The organism is Teredinibacter turnerae T7901 (assembly GCF_000023025.1).
Lineage (GTDB): Bacteria > Pseudomonadota > Gammaproteobacteria > Pseudomonadales > Cellvibrionaceae > Teredinibacter > Teredinibacter turnerae_B.
The window spans coordinates 1,088,954-1,109,520 of record NC_012997.1; the positions used below are offsets into that span (position 1 = coordinate 1,088,954).

Below are 20,567 nucleotides of genomic sequence, written 5' to 3' on the forward strand. Positions count from 1 at the left end.
AACTCACGTTGGTTATGTGATTTCACCGCTTGAAAGTCAAAAAAATGTTGTTTGCTGCGTCATATTTGTTATAAAAATAATAAGAAACTGCGCTTTTTAGAATTTAATAGCACTGCAATAGCGTTTCGTCGACATTATTTACCGTTCATCCCCTCTTATCGCGTCAAAATTCCGTCTCTGTTATAAATCTCAGCTATGAAATCGCTAATACATGTAAGCCAAAGGAATCGCTTGCAGCGAGGCCTTACCCTCCCGGAGCTCTTGGTCGCAATGGTCATATTCGCCATTGTTGTGGGTTTTGCGGTGCCGAGCTTTCAGGGCACGCTACGTAAACAGGAACTCAACTCGCAGCTCGGTCTGATTACGTCGACACTCGCGTATGCGCGTAGCGAGGCTATTTCTCGCCGCAAAGCTACTGTCATTTGTGCAACGGCTGATCAAACGAGCTGTCTCAGTCAGGCCGACTGGAGCTCTGGTTGGCTGGTGTTTGTCGACGAAGATGCCGACGGCACACTCGATGCGGGCGAGGAAATCTTGCGTGCCGGAGGTGAGTCAGGAGGGGATTCCTCTCTGACAGTTGTGGCTGACGCCGGCGCGCCTTATGCGGCTCGCTTCAATATTGATGGTGAGCGCGTAGCTGGCGTGAACGCACTTTCTGTGTGCCAGGGCGATGCAACGAGCGGAGCAGACACCTTACATTCACGAACGATTACGCTCACCAATGTAGGCAGCAATCGGGTATCGACAGGGGCTACCTGCCCTTAATTTACAGGCTCACTTCAGGATATTTTGGTATGGAAGCTACCCAATTTAAACACGCCTCACTGCCGCGCCAGCAAGCGGGTTCCACCATGATGGAAACTGTCGTTGCTCTATTTGTATTGGCGATTGGCTTGTTGGGCACCCTCGCAATGCAGGCTAATGGTGTCAACAGCAACCAGCGTGCGAATCTGGTGACTGAAGCGAACCTGCTCGCCGCAGATATGGTCGACCGGATTCTGGCGTTCAACGATATTGACTCAAGTGCAGACGACGATGCTTATGACGGCATCGATACGTCAAGTGGAACGGCCAGTCTGCCCGACTGTTCCAGCGGATGCACGGCAACTCAGCAGATCGCGTACGACGAAGCCCAGTGGGCGGAGCAGTTAGCAACAACGCTGCCAGGCGGCGTTGGCAAAATCACCTTTGACTCAACAACTAACGCCTACACCATTCAAGTGATGTGGGATCACAATCGCAACGGTGCGACTGGTACCGGATGCACTGGGAATGATTGGGGTGAGTCAGCGACGGAATTAACGTGTTACACCTATGAGCTGAGGTTGTAACCCATGAACACCACTATTTTTAAGCAACGCGGTATTGGTTTGGTCGAAATTCTGGTTTCGATGGCAATAGGGCTATTCATTTTGGCCGGGGTGGTTCAGCTGTATGCAACCTCAACCGTTAATGCAAAAACGGTTTCGGGCGCAGCAGCAATTCAGGAAAACGCGCGTTTCGCATTTAGCCGGTTAGAGCAGGACATAAAACAAGCCGGCTACGCCGGGTGTTTTTCACTTAAATCAGCCTACCCCCGGCAATACTTTTCTGAAGCAGCTGACGACTATATGGATGTTGTGCCGCGTTACGATCAGTTGGTAACAACTAACGCTGCTGCAGGTGAAGAGAACGATTTTAGTATGTTTGTCAGTGGCGAAAACGACGTGGATGTAGGCTCGCTTGCTTTTGACAGTTTAACTGTGCGTTATCTCTCCGCAAAATCCCGTCGTGCAGTTACGGCGATAACCGGCGGTAATCAGATCTACGCCTCAGGCCTTACAGATTTTAAATCTGGGGAAGTAGCTGCCATCGGAGATTGCTCACGGGTCTCGTTTTTTGAAATTGGCAATACAAACAGTCCCGAAGTTGATGGTTACGTGGAAATAGCGTCGGGTTCTCTCGGTCGGCAGTACACCATGGCCAGTGACAGCAGTGGTACCGGCACAGCACTCGAGAGTGCCGTCGCATATGTTTATGGCGGAGATACAGGGGCAATCACTTATTCCATTGGTACGAGTGCCGCTGGCAACGCCCTCGGTGAATCCTGCTCGTCTTCGTCTCCGCAATATTGTGCGCTGCGCAGGAATAACGACGAATTGGTTGAAGGTATCAGCGCATTTGATGTGGAGTACGGCTGGCAGGACGTCGACGGCAAATTGTATTTTCACACTGCCGACGCGATGAACGCAGCACGCTGGTTTTTTGTAGATCGTGTGCGAGTTAGCGCAACGTTTAATTCTATCGAATCGGCGCCAACAAACGATGGCAGTCCATTGTTAACCAAAACTTACGCACGCACATTTCTTATGCAGAACCAATTGCCGGTCGATTATTCACGTTTGGCCGCAGGGCTATAACAGCGATAGAGGAATGAACATGGATCGTTTGCGAAAACTCCCTTCACATTTACATGGTCAGTCCGGTGCAACTCTGGTAATTGCCCTGATTATTCTGCTGGTGATGTCGATGATTGGCGTTTCCAACATGCAGTCGTCTACTCTGCAGGAACGCATGGCGGCTAATACCAAACAGAAAACGACTGCGCGAATAGCGGCAGAGTCCGCACTTAATACTGCCGAAAAATGGTTGGATAGTAATCTTAATAGCTCTGCGGATCTTGCGCAGTTCAACGGTACTCTGGGTTTGTATTCGGCAGTTGCGACCCGATACAACAACGCAGCGCCAATATGGACAGGCGGCGAAGCCATTGCGGATGTGACGCTTGCGGAAAACTGGGCCAGCAGAGGGCACAACCCGGCTGTAGATATTGTGAGTACCGGGCTAGTCGCGAATCAACCTAAATACGTCATCGAATTTCTAGGTAGAGATACCGGCACCGCCGCGCGAAATGTCAACGATTATGATGCAGACGGCTCGGCTCGGCGCGGCGCCGGAGATTTCAGCCCGTATATTTTTCGCATTATCGCGATCGGTTGGGCGAAAGATTCGAACATCTATACAGTCTTGGAAAGTACCTATCGCACCGGTTATGGGCCCGGGAATTTCAGTTATTTTTAATCCCGAAATACCCAGATTATTTATTTAAACGCGTGGTTTAAGTTGCTAAAGCAGCAGCACACATACCGCCAATAAGCGCCTGGATGTGAGAGGCACTAGTGAACAGGCGTCGTGTGTTAACGGAAACAGACTAATAAAAGGCGAACCCTCATGAAATATTTGCCACGGAAAAATTGTCAATCCCGCAAATATAAAATACTGGTAGCTCTGGCAAGCTCCGTTTTGACTGTCGCGGTATGTGCGGCGCCAGGCCGCCTTAGCGATGTCCCTCTTTATGTGGGTACTGGTGTTACCCCTAACATTTTATATCTGGTAGACGACTCGATGAGTATGTCTTTCTGGATTTTAAAATCACGGGGCGCTCAGTTGGCTTACCCTGAGCCTGAAATTTTAGACTCAAGAATTTCTGCGTCTTATCGCAATGAGTGGATAAGCTACTACGATATGGTGGACATCCAGACACATGAAGATGTGCTGCGGGTGTGTTCCGGTTACAACGTTCTCGCCTATAACCCCGACGTCGCATATGAACCCTGGGCGGGGTATCCCAATGCAGATTTTTCCGCAGCGAAATTGGATCCCACCAAGGCTTTGACAGCGGATATAGATATCACTGTAGATTACATATACGAAGAAGGTAATCGCGTCAGTCGGATAGAGCAGACTTTTATTAACAGCGTCGATTTAACCGACCATAAATATATGCCCTGGGTTGACGATGCTGCGAACGGAACCCAGGGCCAATTTGATGCGGGCGAATGTAGCGAAGATCCGGCCTCAATTGACGGTACGGCGATACAGCCGGGCTCAACCTTAAATGCGCTGGTGGGTTTTAGTGGTGCGCTCGAGAATACGGCTGCGACAGGGATTGAACTTAAAGACTATCAAAAAACCAACTATGCGAATTGGTTCACCTATTACCGCACGCGTGCCTACGCAATGAAAAGCGCGCTCACTCGGGTGTTGGCGACGTCAAACCAGCGCGTAGGTCTTGCCACGATCAACGGCGCGATCCGGCATAGTGTTCCGGTTGACGCCATGACGGATACTCAGCGTGATGAATTGCTCTCGAAGGCCGAAGATATTGGTGCGAGTGGCGGTACCCCACTTGAGCGAGCGCTGGATCATGCTGGTCGTTATTTCGCTGGGCTAGCACCACGCTCAGCTTCCGACGCCGACGACGTCCGGCCAATTTTCGCGGAGAATACCCCGAGCCCAATACTGACGGCTGGCGAAGGTGGTTCCTGTCAGCAAAATTTTACGGTGCTTATGACGGATGGGTACTCGAACGCCAATGCTATTGATGCGATCGGCGATCAGGACGGTGACGGTGTTTCAGGGCACCTGGGGGATATCGCCGATTACTACTACAACACGGATTTGCGGGGCGATTTGCAAAACGACGTTAACTCGGGAAATCCGCTCGATACTGCCACTCATCAACACATGACCACCTACGCAGTTGCTTTCGGTGTTGAAGGGAATTTTGACCCTAAAGCGTTGCTGCGCAGTGCGAACAATTCCAGTGTCGACACGCTGGATTATTTGCAGAATGACAGCAATTGGACGATTACCGGTTTCGACGGAAGTGCTGCACATTGGCCTGACGATGTCACTTACTCTTCGCCCGAAACAATTGACGATCTGTTTCATGCAACGGTCAATGGTCGAGGTAATTTTTTTAGTTCGTCCAATCCTGAACAGTTGGTGCGAGACCTGGAAGAGGTTGAGGATTCTATTGCCAGCGATGCCAGAGGAACGGCTGCTTCTGTAGGTTTTAATTCGACAAGTACGGGTAATGGAACCCTGCTTTTCAAGGGGTGGTTCAATACGGCCAACTGGCAGGGCAATATCGAAGCTTTCCAAATCGACAACGGCATTTCTGTTGATGAAGGTCGTTTAGTCTGGAGTGCTGGGGATCTGCTCGAAAGTCGTGTCGCGCCAAATTCGGCGCAGCCAGAGCGGGATATCATTACGTTTAATGGCAGCCGGGGCATTCCCTTTCGCGCTCCAGCAGGTACTGATTATCGGCTGCCGGCGAGCAACTCTCTTAATGAGACTCAGCTCAGAGATCTGCTTTTTGACAGCCCATATTCTTTCACCACCGGTAATTCCACTCAGCTTGCGGCGAACAAAGAGCTCTTGGATGCGGTGGTGGCATTTATCAGAGGTGACGTCACTGTCGATGGTGCCCAAATACAAGGGAAATTCTTTCGCAACCGGGAAAACGGGCGCGTATTGGGCGATATAGTGCACTCCAGTCCGGTATTCGTGAGTGTACCGAATGCACCCTACCCTGAGTTTATGGAGGGACAAAGTGACGGTTACCGCTCTACATTTGTTGATGCGCAGCGAAACCGAAATCCCGTAATTTATGTTGGCGCTAACGATGGAATGTTGCACGCGTTCGACGCCAGAGCGAACGGACAAGGAGGGCGGGAGCTATTTGCCTACATTCCGGGGCTATTATTCTCGGAGCAAGCGGGCCAAGGGCTGCATCACCTGACGGATGAGAGCTTTTACAACTCACACGTATCTTATGTCGATGCAACCCCCACCACTGCAGATGTTTTTGTGAACGGTGCCTGGCGAACTTACCTGGTAGGTGGGCTAGGGGCCGGAGGTAAAGGTGTTTATGTGCTGGACATTACGAACCCTGCTGGGTTTTCTGAGAGTTCCGCAGATAGTATTGTAAAAATGGAATTTACCCATGCAAACATGGGATATACCGTCGGCCGGCCGCAAATTGCAAAGCTGAATAACGGCGAGTGGGCTGCGATTTTTGGCAACGGTTACAACAATGACGGCAGCTATAAAGCGTCTTTATTTATTCTTTATTTGGACGGGCATGAAGGCTCGGCAGGGGTGCCTTATCGGGAAATCACTACGACTATAGGTTCCGTTTCTGACTGTAACTTGGTCGACAGCGAATGCAACGGTCTCTCGACGCCTTCTATCGTTGATCTCAATGGCGACGCAATAGTGGACCGGGTTTACGCCGGAGATGTTCAGGGTAACCTCTGGGCGTTCGATATAAGCAGCACAGTAGCCTCGGAATGGGAAATAGCGCATGAGGACGGCGCGACTAAAGAACCGTTGTTTACCGCGTGTCGCGCGGCTTTGGACAGCAGTGGTCGTTGTGCAGCTGCTGATCGTCAGCCGATAACAACCAAGCCTCTGGTTGTCGCGCACCCGTCGCAATATTCCCTAACCACTGATCCTAACTTGTTAATTGCCTTCGGCACAGGCCAATACCTGGCTGATGGAGATACTTATACGGAAGACCTGCAGTCACTTTATGGTGTCTGGGATGCTGGTGAAAGCGCTGGCGGTTTGCAATCTTCCGATTTAATTACCCAAGAGATGGTTTATCTGCCGGGCACACGCAACCGCTCCATTACGCGCAACCCAGTGGACTACTCTGTGTCCTCGGGTGAAGAGGTTTTTGGCTGGAAAATTGATATGCCTGAACTAAAAGAGCGTTTGGTAATTAATCCAATCAAGTACGGTAATTCTGTGATTTTCACGTCGACCATCCCGAGTAACGCAATGTGTGCTGGCGGCGGCAGTGGATTTATTATGGCTGTCAACTTTGTCGATGGTGGACATCCACGGTTTGATGTGTTTCCTGACCGGGAAGACTCAGCGAGTGCCGAATTACCGACAGCTCCTGGTGGTTCATCCATAGTTGATGATCGGTTAGTGGTGCCTGGCTACGGTGGTGATCTGGAAGTTGAGCGACTGAGCGGTGACACAATCCGGCCATCTCGTCGGTCTTCTTGGAGTATTTTAAAATAATAACTGGAACCCTGCGCCGCCTATTAACTTGACAGTGAAAATTGCGAGCTTAGTAGGTAGAACATCAGAAGACGCACACATTTTCGGTATTCTTCCGGGGGCGCGCAATTAAAGAGGTAGGGTCACCTATTTAATTGCCGGGTTTATAGGATTTAACTAAAAGGGTTAGGTGGGGGGATAATGGCTAGAATCGGGTGGCGTGGTTTTTCGTTAATAGAGTTGATGATTGTGCTGGCAATTGCGTCCATTTTGGCCGCTATCGCTATTCCTGGCTACCAGAAGCAGGTGCTGCGCGCAAAGCGGGCGGATGGTAAAGCCTATATATTAGACTTAGCCTCACGTGAAGAGCGCTTTTACACCCAATACGCTACTTATACCGGTGTCATCGAAGCGCCCTCTGGATGTAGCGCAGAGGCTTGCGGTTTGGGAATGGCGGATACCTACAGCAGCGAGAATCACTACACCTCCAGTGTTGCTTGTTTGCCCGCTGGCGCATGCACAACATATACTTTGACAGTTACGCCATCAGGGTTTACGGATGATAAATGTTTAACGCTAACTTATACCAGTAATGGTGTTAAGGGTTATTCGGGAACCGGTAGTGTGGAAGAATGTTGGCGCTAGTGGCGTCGTATACAGATAGTACTGTTGAATAACTCTCATCGTTAGATGCTTAAACAAAAGTAAAAAAACGATGTTTTCTCCCTGTCCGTTGCACTAGTGGAGATTCAACGCAAACCTGTGCCGGTTTTGTTTTATCCTTATCCGCAACCGCTTTGTAATTCCGACTCGTGCGCAAATCGTGAGCGCCCAGTGCGTATGAAAATTATCTGGCCCCGATATTCTTCCGTGTCACCCAGGCAATAGAAGAACCTTCCATTCTGACCACTTGTCTCACCTGTAGCTTTGTAGCGCAACAGGTTGCTGCTGCCAGACGTGCGTATGGCGAGTGTTTCTCTGCCGGGCTGTATTAGTATCGCTTTTCGCAACAGGGGTTCGTTGGCATCCCGGCTTCGATTGTTGTTTATATCGCTGAAAATAATCAGCGGTTGCTGCCAATTTCCCGAACAGTTGATATCGTCGTTACTCGGACAAATAATCGCGGTTGAACCCGTATTGATTGCTTGCGAGCGGGTGTAGTTTAGCACCCGTTGCAGCTCGCTCTGCTGTATGCGCAACCGGTTTTTCTTCCATAAGCCGTCGAATCCTGGTATCGCAAAACTACACACTATGGCGATAATAGCGAGCGAAGTTAGCAGGTTGGCGAGGGTAAAACCGCTTTGAGCAAGCCGCAGCTCGGTATGATGAAAGTGTCTTTGACTGGTGTGAATTGAGCACATGCGAGCATCCCTCTCAGCATTTATCTCATTTGAAGGCTCGCTAAATATGAAAAAAGAGAACGGGGGATGGGGCGTTTCCTTCGCCTTAACTCAAGAGGATAATAAAATTAGCTGGCGGCTAATCAGAGTCGTCCAAACCCAGTTTCGCTAAACGATAACGCAATGAACGAAAACTGATACCCAGTTTTTTTGCCGCCAGTGTCTTATTCCAGCGGGTGTGTTCGAGCGTCTCGCAGAGGATTTCCTTTTCCACTTCAGCAAGATAATCGTCGATAGAATCGTGGTTTTTGCTTGCAGTATAGTGACTGAATTTTGACACTCTGTCCACACTGCTTTCACCAATAACGGCAGAGTTTTGGTTGATTTGCAGATCGGTGTCATTTATTACGTCTTCTTCGCAAAGCGTGAAAGCGCGTTCGAGAATGTTTTCCAGTTCGCGAATGTTGCCTGGGTAGTCGTAATCCATCAACATCTGGAGTGCTTTGGGGCCGAGGCTTGGGGGCGCCATTTCGCAGGCTTCAGCAATGCGGGAGAGAAGCGATTCCACGAGCAATGGGATGTCCGATTTGCGTTCACGCAACGCTGGCACTTTTAATTGAATAACATTGAGCCGATAAAACAGATCCTGACGGAAATTGCCATTGTTAACCAGTTCCTCAAGGTTTTTATGAGTCGCTGACAGGATTCTTACATTCGTAGAAATTTCTGTTTGGCCGCCAATTGGGCGAATGGCTTTTTCCTGAATAGCACGAAGTAATTTGACTTGCATTTCCAGAGGTAAGTCAGCGACTTCATCCAGAAAAAGGGTGCCGCCATCTGCGGCCTGAAACAAGCCTTGTTTTTCCTGGGATGCGCCGGTAAAAGCTCCTTTTTTGTGGCCGAAAAATTCGCTCTCCATGAGTTCACTGGGAATTGCGCCGCAATTTACTGCCACAAATGGACTAGTCGAGCGAGGCCCCAGCTCATGAACTGAACGTGCGACCAATTCCTTCCCGCTGCCCGATTCGCCACTAATATAAACCGGCGCTTGTGAGCGGGCTAATTTTTTAATGGATTTTTTTAGTGAGATGATCGTTTCGGAAGCGCCAATAATTTTGTTGGTACTTTCACTTTCGACGTTTGGCACTGCCGCTAATTGGTTCGACGTAATGGCGGTATCAATCAGCTTTCGCAACGCGCTCAGGTTGATGGGCTTACTAACAAAATCAAACGCGCCTGCTTTCATGGCTTCAATCGCCGTGTCCATATTCCCGTGTGCGGTAATTACGGCGACCGGTAACTCTGCATCATATTTCTGAATGTATCTAACCAGATCAATTCCGTTCCCATCAGGCAGCTTCATGTCCGTCAAGCAAATATTGAATCCGCCCTTGGTCAGGGCTTGTTTTGCTTCAGCAATATTAGCTGCGCTTACCACATCGACCCCCATGCGAGCGAGAGTAATTTCGAGCAGTTCGCGGATGTCGGGTTCGTCGTCGATTATGAGTGCGTGAACGCTGGCCATAGTTATATCATTCTTTGGTGGTGGGAGCAGTTAATGCGAAAACAGCTTTTTCCTTCTTTCGTTTTGAAATGGCTGAGCGTCGCCTGATTGATTTCACAGAGCTCTTTGGATATGAAAAGGCCGAGTCCAGACCCCTTGTCATCGGTGGTGTAGAAAGGGTCGAATATTTGTTCCAGTTGGGCTTCCGCGACACCAGGACCATTATCGATAACGTCAATATAAGCTGATTCATCATTGTCGCCGATTCCGGCATGGATTTCTATAAAGGCATCGCCTGTGTGGAGCTTGCTGTAGCGCAATCCGTTGTCGCATAAATTGGTTAACACTTGTGCCAGGTGGGTGGGGTCAAACTTTGCGCTAATATGGGCTGTTGAAACGCTAAACCCGACATTCCCGTGTTGCGCGGGTTGGTATTGATTGATGAATTTGGGAATCCACTGGGTTAGCTCAAGTATTTCAGGTTTGGGCTCTTTTCTGCGGGAGATGACCAGTGTGTTCTCAATAATCTGGTTAACGCGCGAGGATTGGTCGATGATAATTTCAACAAGGCGCTGATCTGTGCCGTGAAAATAATCTATTTCAGACAATAATTGCGCGGCGTGGGATATAGCACCTAACGGATTACGCACTTCGTGCGCGATACTCGCGGTGAGTCGACCCAGGCTGGCGAGTTTGAGCTGTTGGGCTTGTTGCGCCAGTGAGCGATGATCCTCCATATATACAATCGCTCGCTCTTCTTCGGATGTCTCCAGCCTTGCGAAACTTATTCTGACTTCCTGTCCAGGTCGCAGGGTGTGTATCCGCGGGATTGAGGATGCGTTAGAGTTTCGCCAGTCTTCGACCTGTGCCTCAAAGTTACAAAACTCCCCCAATGCGCGGCCTATGTAGTTGCTCATTGGCAAATCCAGTAATTGCAGCGCTGACTGGTTGATAAGCTGCACGCAATTGGTATTGTCTATGACAATGATACCGGTGCGCATTCTTGTCACAATGTGCTGTGCCAGTTGTTGTAGCTGTTGCGCGTACTGAGCTTGGAACGCTGCTTCTATATCACTTTTGCGGACTTTGTCGGTGAGGTAGTGAAAACTGACCGTGGTAAGGAAAATTAAAATGCCTAATGTGCCTGCTGCAAAAAGCTGGCTGGATATATTACTTTTGAGACTCGGCGCATAAAAGGCTTCTGCCAGCGCCAGCAAACTGGTTATCGCCGCAAACGCGAAGGCCAACTGACCCCGTATGAAAATACTTGCCATCGCCACGTTGATTAGCAGCAGATAGCTCAAACTACTACTTATCCCATGACTGGAGTGAATCATCAGGAATAGGGCGGCGGTATCCGTTAACAGCATGAAACTGATTCGTTTCATGCTGTTAACCAGTGAAGATGGCGGAAATGCAAAAATGGTCGCCAGACAAAGCAGCGAGTAACTGGCGGAAGTTATCCTGAATAGCTGCGGAATCTGCTCTCCCAAAATGCCGTCGTCTGAGCCAAGAATAAACGTCAGCCATAGCAACACGCTGACAATTAACCGGTAGTAGAGATATACCTGTATTACCTGAATATTATGGGCTGGCGCGGGTGAGGGGTTTAGTTGAGTCATAGTGAGAACTGTACAGGCTGTGCTGCGTTCGTTATTGCTTTGGCTATCAACCACATTCGGTCGCATAGGGCCATGATTAATCGTTTACGCATTGTACCTTGCGTTTGCTGGCGCGTTAATTTGGAGAATCAGTCCCGCTCTATTTGCTGGGGGATCGCTCATGGCCACCCGGCACGCTTCATTGTTTCGACCGTCGCCACAACTGAGAATGCTATTTGTTCGGAATACCAGCGTTGACGACGTTTTTCAATAGGCCCTAGGCAATCAGAGCTGAATCATCGAAAATAGCGGCTGATGATATAGCAGAACCCCTTGATTGAGACAGTATATGACAACCTTGAATATCGCGATGGCTCAGATTAACCCGCTGGTGGGCGACATCGACGGCAATGCAAAAAAAATCCTTCGCGTCGCTCAGCAGCTTGAGCGTGAGCAGCATGCCGACATCGTCGTATTTCCCGAACTTACGCTCACAGGCTATCCACCGGAAGATCTGCTACTAAGGCCAAGTTGCGACCGGCGGGTTGAACGCGCCCTGAACTGGTTGTGCGATCAATCTCTCGCAAGTTATGTGGTGATAGGCTACCCCAAAACTATTGCTGGGCGTATGTACAATATGGCCGGCGTTATTTGCGGTGGCCGGGTAATCTGCGAGTACGCAAAGCAGGCGTTGCCGAACTACCAGGTATTTGATGAAAAGCGGTATTTTTCTGAAGGCCAGGAGAGTGTTACCTTTGATTGCAAAGGCGTTCCAGTTGGGCTAACCATTTGTGAAGATATCTGGGATGGCGGGCCTATATTGCGCGCTCGAGCCAAAGGTGCAGATCTATTGCTTAACTTGAACGGGTCGCCGTTCGATGCCGAGAAACATGCGGAGCGAGAACGCTTAGTGGCAGCGAGGGCGTCAGAAATAGGTATACCTGTAGTCTACGTCAACCAGGTGGGCGGCCAGGATGAACTGGTTTTCGATGGTGGTTCTTTCTGTGCGAACCCTGGTGGAGAAATTTTACGTATGGCGCCTATGTTCCGTGAGCATAGCGCGGTTGTCGCTTTTAATGCGCAAGAAGGAACGCTAGCACCTGTCTCCAACCTCCAAACGCTCGACGATGACCCATTGGCGGTAACCTATGACGCACTTGTTTTAGGTGTGAAGGATTACGTCAATAAAAATGGTTTCAAGGGCGTTGTACTGGGGTTGTCTGGCGGGATTGACTCCGCCCTCACCCTGGCGATCGCGGTAGATGCACTTGGTGCCGATCGGGTTAACGCGGTGATGATGCCGTTTCGCTATACGTCCGATATGAGTAAGACCGATGCGGAGGAAGAAGCGCGCCGCCTGGGGGTTAGCTACCAAAGCATTAGCATTGAGCCCATGTACGACGCTTTTTCCGCGCAACTGGCCGGTGCATTCGCCAATACCCAACGCGATACAACTGAGGAGAATATTCAAGCGCGAAGCCGAGGCGTTCTGTTGATGGCAATATCTAACAAGCTTGGGTATCTGGTACTGACTACCGGTAACAAGAGCGAAATGGCTGTAGGGTATGCCACCCTGTACGGTGACATGGCAGGTGGTCTCGATGTATTGAAAGATGTTCCCAAGACGCTGGTATTCGCGCTTTCCCGTTATCGCAATACGGTATCTGCCGTTATCCCTGAATCGGTCATCACCCGCCCCCCGTCGGCGGAACTGGCTCCGGATCAGAAAGACGAGGACTCATTGCCGCCCTACGAGATCTTAGATGCAATTCTGGCAATGTATGTTGAACAGGATTTGAGTGCCGAGGCGATTATCGAAGCGGGCTATAACCGGGATGATGTGATGCGAGTTATCCGGCTGATTGATATCAACGAATACAAACGTCGCCAGGCGCCGGTAGGCATTCGTATCAGCGCGCGGGCATTCGGGCGCGATCGTCGCTACCCGATTACCAACGGCTGGACTATCGGGGATTAACCCGGCGGTTGAGGGTCGAGATCCTCGTTGTAGAAGGGGTTGTATATTTCTCGCGTGTCGAAATTAATGGTTGGGCGGCGCTTGAACAACCCCAAGGTTACATAATCCACCCAGGTGCGATTGTCGTCGCGGTCAAAGCGGTAATCGAACTTCCCGTCTTTAAGCGCTGGGTGGTTGGGGAAGTTTTTAACTAACACCTTCTCCGCACTCTTCGAGTAATCATCCATTCCCAGCATCTGATAGGCCTGCGCCATCACTGCCAGGCCGTCTGGTACCGCGGGAGTGCCTTCAAAATTTTCCACCACATAGCGCCCGCGATTGGCTGCAGCCAGGTAGGCGCTGCGCTTGAAATAGTAGTTGGCTACGTGAATTTCATAACGTGCGAGCATATTGCGTAGATAGATCATTCGCTTCTGGGCGTCGAGGGCATACGGGCTGTCCGGATAGCGGTCAATGAGCTGGGCGAAGTAATCGAAGGAATCCTTTGCGGTCCCGGCGTCGCGCTGGGTGATATCCGTCGGCAGCATTGAATAGAACGCGGTATCGTTATGGAAGGCAGCGATGCCGCGCATGTAAAATGCGTAATCGACATTTCTGTGCTGCGGGTGCAGGCGCACGAAGCGGTCAGCTGAGGCGATGGCCGCGTCATACTCATTGCCGCGGAAATACGCGTAGATCAGCTCCAGCTGGGCTTGTTCCGCGTAGGAGCCAAATGGAAAGTTTTCTTCCATTACCTCTAGCGCCTCGATGGCGGCAGACCAGTTGGAAGAGCGCAGGTATTTTTGCGCGAGATTATAGGTGACCTGTTCACTGGATTGCGCAAGCTTATCGTCGTTGCTGCTGCATCCAACAGTGAGCAGAGCCGCGGTGACAAGGGCGATTACGGCGGGGTGTTTTATCATTCTGAGACCTGGCCCTAACGGGGCCCTAAATTGCTACTTTCACTACTCGGCAACCGCAATGGCGCGGCGCTATTGAATTCGGGTTATTATGTCGCCCGCCCGAAGGGGGCGAACAGTGTAATGCAGTAAAAGGTTTAAATACAAATGCCAAATAACGGGTCTAACGACCTTCCTGAACCCCTGTCGTCTGCGGATGGGCCAGAGTCAAACATTGTCGAGGCGCAAGTGCCATTCACTGCTATGGACAGTCGGTTGGATCAGGTCGCCGCTGAATTGTTCCCGGAATTTTCCCGTGCCCGTTTACAGCAGTGGATCAAACAGGGGCGGCTTACCGTGAACGGTGAGCCAGCTAAACCTAAATTGAAGCTGGCTGGCGGCGAGTGCTTGCGCCTTAGTGTGCTGGAGGAGCCACAGGGCGAGTGGCTTCCGGAGCCAATTCCTCTCGATGTCGTTTATGAAGACGAGGCTATTCTCGTGCTCAACAAACCGGCTGGCTTGGTTGTACATCCCGCAGCGGGTAATTACACGGGTACCTTGTTAAACGGCCTTATTCATCATCGCCAGGCGCAATCGCTCCTGCCGCGAGCGGGAATTGTACATCGGCTGGACAAAGATACCTCCGGCCTAATGGTCGTCGCAAAAACCACCGCAGCGCAAAACAATCTCGTTGCACAGTTGCAGGCGCGTACCGTTAAGCGTGAGTACGAGGCGCTGGCTATTGGTGAAGTGCGAAGTTCCGGATTTGTCGATGCGCCTATCGGACGCCATCCAACTAATCGAACACGCATGGCGGTGGTTTCCTCTGGTAAACCCGCGGTGACCCATTACACGGCGCTTGCCCGCTTCGATGGGTTTACTCATTTGCGGTTGCAATTAGAAACTGGCCGTACCCACCAAATTCGGGTGCACATGGCGCATTTGGGCTACCCGCTGGTTGGTGACCCGGTTTATGGCCGCCGCCTGCCGGCTAAGCTTTTGCGGGAAAATCCTGATTTAGTACCGCTGTCGTCGCTTCCCCGCCAGGCTCTGCATGCGGTTCAACTTGGATTGCAGCACCCGGCTTCTGGCGAGTACCTGCAGTGGCAGGTGCCACTGGCCGAAGATATCAACAACCTGCTTTTACTGCTCAGAGCGTACGCTCGATGATGCAACATTTGTTTGAGCCAGAATGGGAATGCCCTCCCGGTGTACAGGCTCGCGTAACGCTGCGCTCAGGTGGCGTTAGCCAAGCGCCCTACGAAAGCAACAATCTTGCTTCGCATGTAGGTGACCGCGCAGAGCACGTCGCCCGGAATCGTGAGTGGTTGCAAGGCCTTTTGCCCAGTGAGCCAACCTGGCTGACACAAACGCACAGCACGGTTGTTTGGCGCGAGGGTGAAGACCATTGCCCCAAGTTCGCTGATGGTATTTATAGCGCAACCCCGAACCGGGTGTGTGCCGTGTTGACGGCAGACTGCATGCCGGTACTGATGGCCAGTAATGATGGCCGAGAGGTTGCCGCCGTGCATGCCGGTTGGCGCGGGTTGGCGCAAGGCATTCTTAGCGAGGCTATCCAGTGTTTTCGTGCTGCTCCCAAGGATATTGCTGTTTACCTGGGGCCAGCGATCTCGCAGCCTTGCTTTGAGGTTGGTGCAGACGTAAAAACCGCATTTGATTTAGCTGCCAGCAAACGTTATTTCGATGAGGATATAAACGCCAGTTTTTGCCCTTCTGGACACAGCGATAAATGCTACGCAGACCTCTTCCGGTTGGCACGTGCGGAGCTTTGTGGCGTAGGGGTAAAATCTGTATTTGGCGGCAATCGCTGCACTTATAGCGAACCCCAGAGCTTTTATTCCTATCGCCGCGATGGCGTGACCGGGCGATTTGCCAGCCTTATCTGGATTGATCGATAAATATCCACTTCTTGCGCTTGAGTTTAAGCTGCAAGCCCCCACCTTTTTCAGCGTTATAGGCGGCGCAGTGCCGCCCGAAATTAATGAAAATAAGGTGAACCCATGCGAATAGATCGCTTAACCAATCAGTTACAAATTGCGCTGTCTGATGCGCAATCTCTGGCCGTGGGGCGTGATCATAACCAGATCGAGCCCGTTCATCTGTTACAGGCAATGCTCGACCAGCAGGGCGGGACCGTGCGTCCGTTGCTGGCGAGTGCGGGTTTTGACGTCGCCGGTTTACGTAATGAACTAACGAAAGCGCTCGAAAATCTTGCCCGGATTCAGAACCCCACTGGCGATGTACATATGTCGCCAGAACTGGGCCGGCTATTGAACCTGGCCGATAAGCACGCACAGAAGAACGGCGATAAATTCATTTCCAGTGAAAGTTTGTTGCTCGCGGCCATGCGTGATGCCAACGCCGAGCTCGGCAAAATTTTGAATCGCTACGGCACTGCTGCGCGGTTGCAGTCTGCGGTGGATAAGGTGCGAGGTGGCGAAAAAGTAGATAACCCGGATGCAGAGGGTAACCGTCAGGCACTTGAGAAATATACGATTGATCTTACCGCCCGCGCTGAGGCTGGCAAACTCGACCCCGTGATCGGTCGTGACGACGAAATTCGCCGTACTGTCCAGGTGTTGCAACGACGAACGAAGAACAATCCGGTGTTGATCGGTGAGCCCGGCGTAGGCAAAACAGCGATTGTCGAGGGTCTGGCGCAGCGCATTGTTGATGGTGAAGTTCCTGAGGGTTTGAAAAACCGGCGCTTGCTGTCGCTCGATCTCGGCGCGCTGCTTGCCGGCGCCAAGTTTCGCGGTGAATTCGAAGAGCGATTGAAGTCAGTACTAAACGAGCTGGGCAAACAGGAAGGCCGGGTTGTTTTGTTTATCGACGAACTGCACACCATGGTGGGCGCGGGCAAAGCCGAAGGTGCAATGGATGCCGGGAATATGTTGAAGCCGGCGCTCGCGCGTGGTGAGCTGCACTGCGTAGGAGCGACCACATTAGACGAATACCGGCAGTATATTGAAAAAGATGCGGCCCTGGAGCGTCGATTCCAAAAAGTGGTGGTCGATGAACCCAATGAGGAAGACACCATCGCAATTTTGCGGGGTTTGAAAGAGCGTTACGAGCTGCATCACGGCGTTAACATCTCTGACTCCGCGATTATCGCAGCGGCAAAATTGTCGCAGCGCTATATCACGGATCGCCAGCTGCCAGACAAGGCGATTGATCTAATCGACGAAGCGGGCAGTCGTATTCGGATGGAAATTGACTCTAAACCGGAGCAAATGGACCGCCTGGAGCGCAGGCTTATTCAGCTCAAAATCGAGCGGGAAGCAGTGAAAAAAGATGATGACACGGCTGCCCGGAAACGACTCGACCTGATTGAGTCGCAAATTGACGAAGCTGAGCGCGCGTATGCAGATCTCGATGAAATATGGCGTGCGGAAAAGGTTTCATTACAAGGTTCGCAGCAGATCAAAAGTAATTTGGAGCAAGCTCGCCTGGATTTGGAAGCAGCGCGGCGCGCGGGCGATTTAGGCCGGATGTCCGAATTGCAATACGGCATCATCCCAGAACTGGAAAAGCAGCTGGATATGGCTAGCCAGGCTGAAATGCACGAAATGAAGCTGCTTCGCAATAAAGTAACAGACGAGGAAATCGCAGAGGTTGTTTCCAAGTGGACCGGCATTCCTGTGTCCAAAATGCTCGAAGGTGAGCGCGAAAAATTGTTGCGCATGGAGGAGGTGTTGCATGAGCGTGTTATTGGTCAAAGTGAAGCCGTTATTGCGGTAGCGAATGCGGTTAGACGTTCGCGCGCTGGGTTGTCTGACCCCAATCGGCCGAATGGCTCTTTTCTGTTTCTGGGGCCGACCGGGGTGGGTAAAACTGAACTTTGTAAAGCGTTGGCGGAATTCTTGTTTGACAGTCAGGACGCGATGGTACGCATCGATATGTCCGAGTTTATGGAAAAGCATTCAGTTGCGCGCTTGATTGGAGCACCACCCGGCTATGTTGGCTATGAGGAGGGCGGCTACCTCACGGAAGCAGTACGGCGCAAACCCTATTCCCTGGTGTTACTGGACGAAGTGGAGAAGGCGCACCCGGATGTGTTCAATATTTTATTACAGGTGTTGGAAGATGGGCGCTTAACGGATGGCCAAGGCCGTACTGTAGATTTTCGCAACACAGTCGTTGTGATGACCTCTAACCTTGGATCTGCTGCTATTCAGGATATTGCGCAAAACCGGGCATACGACAGTATCAATTTTGATGAGTCGTCGAGCCAGGATGACAGCATGCAAAACGAACATAAATACGCGGCCATGAAAGATGCGGTCATGGAAGTTGTGGCAGGGCATTTCCGGCCAGAATTTATTAACCGTATTGATGAAGTTGTCGTATTCCATCCGTTGGGCAAACCTCAAATTCGGGGCATTGCGGATATTCAGCTGGGAATTTTACGCAAACGCTTGCATGAGCGTGAATTGAAGCTGGATATGAGCAATGAGGTTATGGATAAAATCGCAGAGGCAGGTTTTGACCCGGTATACGGCGCTCGACCGCTCAAGCGAGCAATCCAGCAGCTGATTGAAAACCCGCTTGCGCAGGAGGTGTTGGCTGGCAAGTTCAGTCCTGGCCAAACGATCAAAGTAGACCTGGCTGGAAATGATAATGTGAGGTTCAGCGTTTAGTACTGACGTAAAAAAGGCCGCTGCGAGCGGCCTTGTTCTGGGTTTTCCTTGGCCTCTACCAGGCCGCCTAGCAATTGTCGCTGATAAATTTTTTCGAAAGCTCGATTTCTTTCATCACTTCGTCCTGGCTCAGTACTCGAACATTGCCGGATTCATCTTTCATGCGTAGTCGCGTCGGTTTGTTCAGCAACTCCAATCGAGATTTTTCAGCGTCACAGGCTTCTTTTTGCGCTTCAGCCACTTTTTTACGGCGTTCCTGCTCTTCGGGTGGCAGTGCACCACTGCTTGATGAACTAGATGCCTCCGCAGACGCTGTAACACGCGAGCTTTGCTTTTTACCGCCATAGGTTTTGATCTTTTCGGCTTCGACGCCTGCGGGGGGAAGAGCGCCGTAGTGTACGACACCTGCGTCGTCTTTCCAGCGATAGTATTCATCCGCTAGCGAGTTTGCGGACAAGGAAAACGCAAAAATGGCTGAAACTAGCGCATACAGACGCACGATGGGGTATTTGGTGAAAAAGAATGGAGTCATGAAAACAACCAGGTATTGGCCTCGGGTGACGAGCAAAGTACGTTTCAGAGTTTAGTTTACTCTAGGCGCACCCATCAACCCCGAAGAGCTGATGGGTGCCGAATATGAGAATTACGCCAATTCGCTGGCAATCAATTCATCCATCATTTTATTCGCCGCGTCACTCACTGTTTGTCGAGTGGGGTCTGCTTCGAACCACTCAAGCGTCGTTTTTATACCTTCGGCAAACGGGGTTGTGCACTGGAAATCCGGTACCAGTTGGCGGATTTTACTATTGTCGAAAATAACGCTAGCCGTTTTATCGCCGAGAAGTGGGCCTATGTATTCCGGGTCGTAGCGACATATGCGATCAGAGGTTACGTGGACCAGCTTCGCCTCAACGCCAAGAGCGTCGGCAATCTGCTGATAGATTTGGTTCCAGGTGAGCACTTCGTCTGAGGTAATGTGGTATGCCTCCCCAATGCTTTCCTGACGCCCGATCAAACCATTAAATCCTTGGGCGAAATCTTCGGAGTGAGTCAGTACCCAAAGCGAGCTGCCGTCTCCGTGCACTACCACGGGCAAGCCTCGTTTCATGCGGTCTATCGCGGTGTATTCTTCCCACCCGCCGATGGCTATTGGAATAACGTTAGAGTAGGTATGTGAGGGGCGAACGATGGTGACGGGGAACCCGATATCTTTATGTGCCTTAAGTAACAGCTCCTCGCAGGCGATTTTATCGCGTGAATACTGCCAGTACGGATTATTCAGGGGGGTGTTTTCGGTGATAACCGGTGAATCTGGCGGCGACTGGTAGCAAGATGCAGAGCTGATAAAAATAAATTGTTCAGTTTTACCGCTGAACAATTCAATATCGCGCTGTACCTGTTCTGGCGTAAAAGCGATCCAGTCGACCACACAGTCCCACACGTGGTCAGCTAGCACATCTTCCAGTGCCGCTCTGTCGTTAATGTCTGCAACCAGAGTTTTGACGCCTTGAATCTGGTTGCCGGTTTTGCCGCGATTGAGATGCCAGAGTTCGATACCGGTTTCGACCGCGAGACAGCTGCAGGCTGTGCTGATGTTGCCGGTGCCACCTATAAACAGAACCTTCATTATTTTGTAACCCTATGTGTCCTGGAATTTGGGCGCCCAGTGTAGCAAATCTGATCTCGTTTGGCGGTTATTTGGGCTTCAGCCTTGACTTTGCAGGCGTAGTTGGGAGAATTGGCACTTCGCCAGATGGCCGTAGAGCAT

General features: G+C 51.0%; 16 protein-coding genes. 10 read left to right on the forward strand and 6 right to left on the reverse strand.

The window, feature by feature from the left end; translation table 11 throughout:
• Positions 1 to 195: 195 nt before the first annotated feature.
• The 6 genes from TERTU_RS04610 (at position 196) to TERTU_RS04635 (ending at position 7,482) form a co-directional block, all read left to right on the forward strand.
• Complete coding sequence (locus tag TERTU_RS04610; protein WP_015820812.1) at positions 196 to 765, forward strand: GspH/FimT family pseudopilin; 570 nt, start codon at positions 196 to 198, stop codon at positions 763 to 765.
• A gap of 29 nt (positions 766 to 794) precedes the next feature.
• Entirely contained in the window at positions 795 to 1,331 is a 537-nt protein-coding gene (gene pilV / locus TERTU_RS04615) for a type IV pilus modification protein PilV (RefSeq protein WP_015820361.1), read from the forward strand.
• 3 nt (positions 1,332 to 1,334) lie between these two features.
• On the forward strand, positions 1,335 to 2,399 hold the full coding sequence (locus TERTU_RS04620; RefSeq protein ID WP_015819906.1) for a PilW family protein: 1,065 nt from the start codon (positions 1,335 to 1,337) through the stop codon (positions 2,397 to 2,399).
• Positions 2,400 to 2,418: 19 nt separating this feature from the next.
• Positions 2,419 to 3,060: a pilus assembly PilX family protein gene (locus tag TERTU_RS04625; protein WP_015819593.1), complete on the forward strand. Its 642-nt coding sequence runs from the start codon at positions 2,419 to 2,421 to the stop codon at positions 3,058 to 3,060.
• Between the two features lie 150 nt (positions 3,061 to 3,210).
• Positions 3,211 to 6,858, forward strand: coding sequence for a pilus assembly protein (locus tag TERTU_RS04630; protein WP_015819011.1), 3,648 nt, complete (start codon positions 3,211 to 3,213; stop codon positions 6,856 to 6,858).
• Between the two features lie 180 nt (positions 6,859 to 7,038).
• Positions 7,039 to 7,482: a type IV pilin protein gene (locus tag TERTU_RS04635; RefSeq protein ID WP_015817513.1), complete on the forward strand. Its 444-nt coding sequence runs from the start codon at positions 7,039 to 7,041 to the stop codon at positions 7,480 to 7,482.
• Between the two features lie 137 nt (positions 7,483 to 7,619).
• Here the strand turns inward: TERTU_RS04635 and TERTU_RS04640 are convergent, their stop codons facing one another.
• From TERTU_RS04640 to TERTU_RS04650, 3 genes are all read right to left on the reverse strand, one after another.
• Positions 7,620 to 8,198: a GspH/FimT family pseudopilin gene (locus TERTU_RS04640; protein ID WP_015816919.1), complete on the reverse strand. Its 579-nt coding sequence runs from the start codon at positions 8,196 to 8,198 to the stop codon at positions 7,620 to 7,622.
• Between the two features lie 118 nt (positions 8,199 to 8,316).
• Positions 8,317 to 9,702 carry a sigma-54-dependent transcriptional regulator gene (locus TERTU_RS04645; RefSeq protein WP_015820830.1) on the reverse strand — a complete coding sequence of 462 codons (1,386 nt, stop codon included), beginning with the start codon at positions 9,700 to 9,702 and terminating at the stop codon, positions 8,317 to 8,319.
• Positions 9,703 to 9,704: 2 nt separating this feature from the next.
• Complete coding sequence (locus TERTU_RS04650) at positions 9,705 to 11,303, reverse strand: sensor histidine kinase (protein ID WP_026337482.1); 1,599 nt, start codon at positions 11,301 to 11,303, stop codon at positions 9,705 to 9,707.
• 328 nt (positions 11,304 to 11,631) lie between these two features.
• Between TERTU_RS04650 and TERTU_RS04655 the strand changes: the two genes are divergently transcribed.
• Positions 11,632 to 13,260 (forward strand): NAD+ synthase, encoded by a 1,629-nt coding sequence (locus TERTU_RS04655; protein WP_015819697.1) that lies wholly within the window; start codon positions 11,632 to 11,634, stop codon positions 13,258 to 13,260.
• Here TERTU_RS04655 and TERTU_RS04660 read toward each other — a convergent pair.
• Entirely contained in the window at positions 13,257 to 14,162 is a 906-nt protein-coding gene (locus tag TERTU_RS04660) for an outer membrane protein assembly factor BamD (protein WP_015819921.1), read from the reverse strand. The genes TERTU_RS04655 and TERTU_RS04660 overlap by 4 nt on opposite strands.
• Positions 14,163 to 14,306: 144 nt before the next feature.
• Between TERTU_RS04660 and rluD the strand changes: the two genes are divergently transcribed.
• The 3 genes from rluD to clpB all read left to right on the forward strand — a co-directional run bounded on the left by rluD (position 14,307) and on the right by clpB (position 18,799).
• Positions 14,307 to 15,308, forward strand: coding sequence for a 23S rRNA pseudouridine(1911/1915/1917) synthase RluD (gene rluD, locus TERTU_RS04665; protein WP_015818942.1), 1,002 nt, complete (start codon positions 14,307 to 14,309; stop codon positions 15,306 to 15,308).
• On the forward strand, positions 15,305 to 16,057 hold the full coding sequence (gene pgeF, locus TERTU_RS04670) for a peptidoglycan editing factor PgeF (RefSeq protein ID WP_015820124.1): 753 nt from the start codon (positions 15,305 to 15,307) through the stop codon (positions 16,055 to 16,057). The genes rluD and pgeF overlap by 4 nt, the downstream gene beginning before the upstream one ends.
• 102 nt (positions 16,058 to 16,159) lie before the next feature.
• Entirely contained in the window at positions 16,160 to 18,799 is a 2,640-nt protein-coding gene (gene clpB, locus TERTU_RS04675; RefSeq protein ID WP_015816959.1) for an ATP-dependent chaperone ClpB, read from the forward strand.
• 67 nt (positions 18,800 to 18,866) lie between these two features.
• Here the strand turns inward: clpB and TERTU_RS04680 are convergent, their stop codons facing one another.
• The gene (locus TERTU_RS04680; RefSeq protein ID WP_015818529.1) at positions 18,867 to 19,331 is read right to left on the reverse strand and encodes a DUF4124 domain-containing protein; all 465 of its coding nucleotides are present in this window, start codon (positions 19,329 to 19,331) and stop codon (positions 18,867 to 18,869) included.
• Positions 19,332 to 19,442: 111 nt separating this feature from the next.
• Entirely contained in the window at positions 19,443 to 20,426 is a 984-nt protein-coding gene (locus TERTU_RS04685) for an SDR family oxidoreductase (RefSeq protein ID WP_015819812.1), read from the reverse strand.
• Between the last annotated feature and the right edge of the window lie 141 nt (positions 20,427 to 20,567).

Excerpts from the sequence above, each read along its gene's own strand:
- TERTU_RS04610 (WP_015820812.1), top strand. The coding sequence starts at position 196 with ATGAAATCGCTAATACATGTAAGCCAAAGGAATCGCTTGCAGCGAGGC.
- pilV (WP_015820361.1), top strand. The coding sequence starts at position 795 with ATGGAAGCTACCCAATTTAAACACGCCTCACTGCCGCGCCAGCAAGCG.
- TERTU_RS04620 (WP_015819906.1), top strand. The coding sequence starts at position 1,335 with ATGAACACCACTATTTTTAAGCAACGCGGTATTGGTTTGGTCGAAATT.
- TERTU_RS04625 (WP_015819593.1), top strand. The coding sequence starts at position 2,419 with ATGGATCGTTTGCGAAAACTCCCTTCACATTTACATGGTCAGTCCGGT.
- TERTU_RS04630 (WP_015819011.1), top strand. The coding sequence starts at position 3,211 with ATGAAATATTTGCCACGGAAAAATTGTCAATCCCGCAAATATAAAATA.
- TERTU_RS04635 (WP_015817513.1), top strand. The coding sequence starts at position 7,039 with ATGGCTAGAATCGGGTGGCGTGGTTTTTCGTTAATAGAGTTGATGATT.
- TERTU_RS04640 (WP_015816919.1), bottom strand. The coding sequence starts at position 8,198 with ATGTGCTCAATTCACACCAGTCAAAGACACTTTCATCATACCGAGCTG.
- TERTU_RS04645 (WP_015820830.1), bottom strand. The coding sequence starts at position 9,702 with ATGGCCAGCGTTCACGCACTCATAATCGACGACGAACCCGACATCCGC.
- TERTU_RS04650 (WP_026337482.1), bottom strand. The coding sequence starts at position 11,303 with ATGACTCAACTAAACCCCTCACCCGCGCCAGCCCATAATATTCAGGTA.
- TERTU_RS04655 (WP_015819697.1), top strand. The coding sequence starts at position 11,632 with ATGACAACCTTGAATATCGCGATGGCTCAGATTAACCCGCTGGTGGGC.
- TERTU_RS04660 (WP_015819921.1), bottom strand. The coding sequence starts at position 14,162 with ATGATAAAACACCCCGCCGTAATCGCCCTTGTCACCGCGGCTCTGCTC.
- rluD (WP_015818942.1), top strand. The coding sequence starts at position 14,307 with ATGCCAAATAACGGGTCTAACGACCTTCCTGAACCCCTGTCGTCTGCG.
- pgeF (WP_015820124.1), top strand. The coding sequence starts at position 15,305 with ATGATGCAACATTTGTTTGAGCCAGAATGGGAATGCCCTCCCGGTGTA.
- clpB (WP_015816959.1), top strand. The coding sequence starts at position 16,160 with ATGCGAATAGATCGCTTAACCAATCAGTTACAAATTGCGCTGTCTGAT.
- TERTU_RS04680 (WP_015818529.1), bottom strand. The coding sequence starts at position 19,331 with ATGACTCCATTCTTTTTCACCAAATACCCCATCGTGCGTCTGTATGCG.
- TERTU_RS04685 (WP_015819812.1), bottom strand. The coding sequence starts at position 20,426 with ATGAAGGTTCTGTTTATAGGTGGCACCGGCAACATCAGCACAGCCTGC.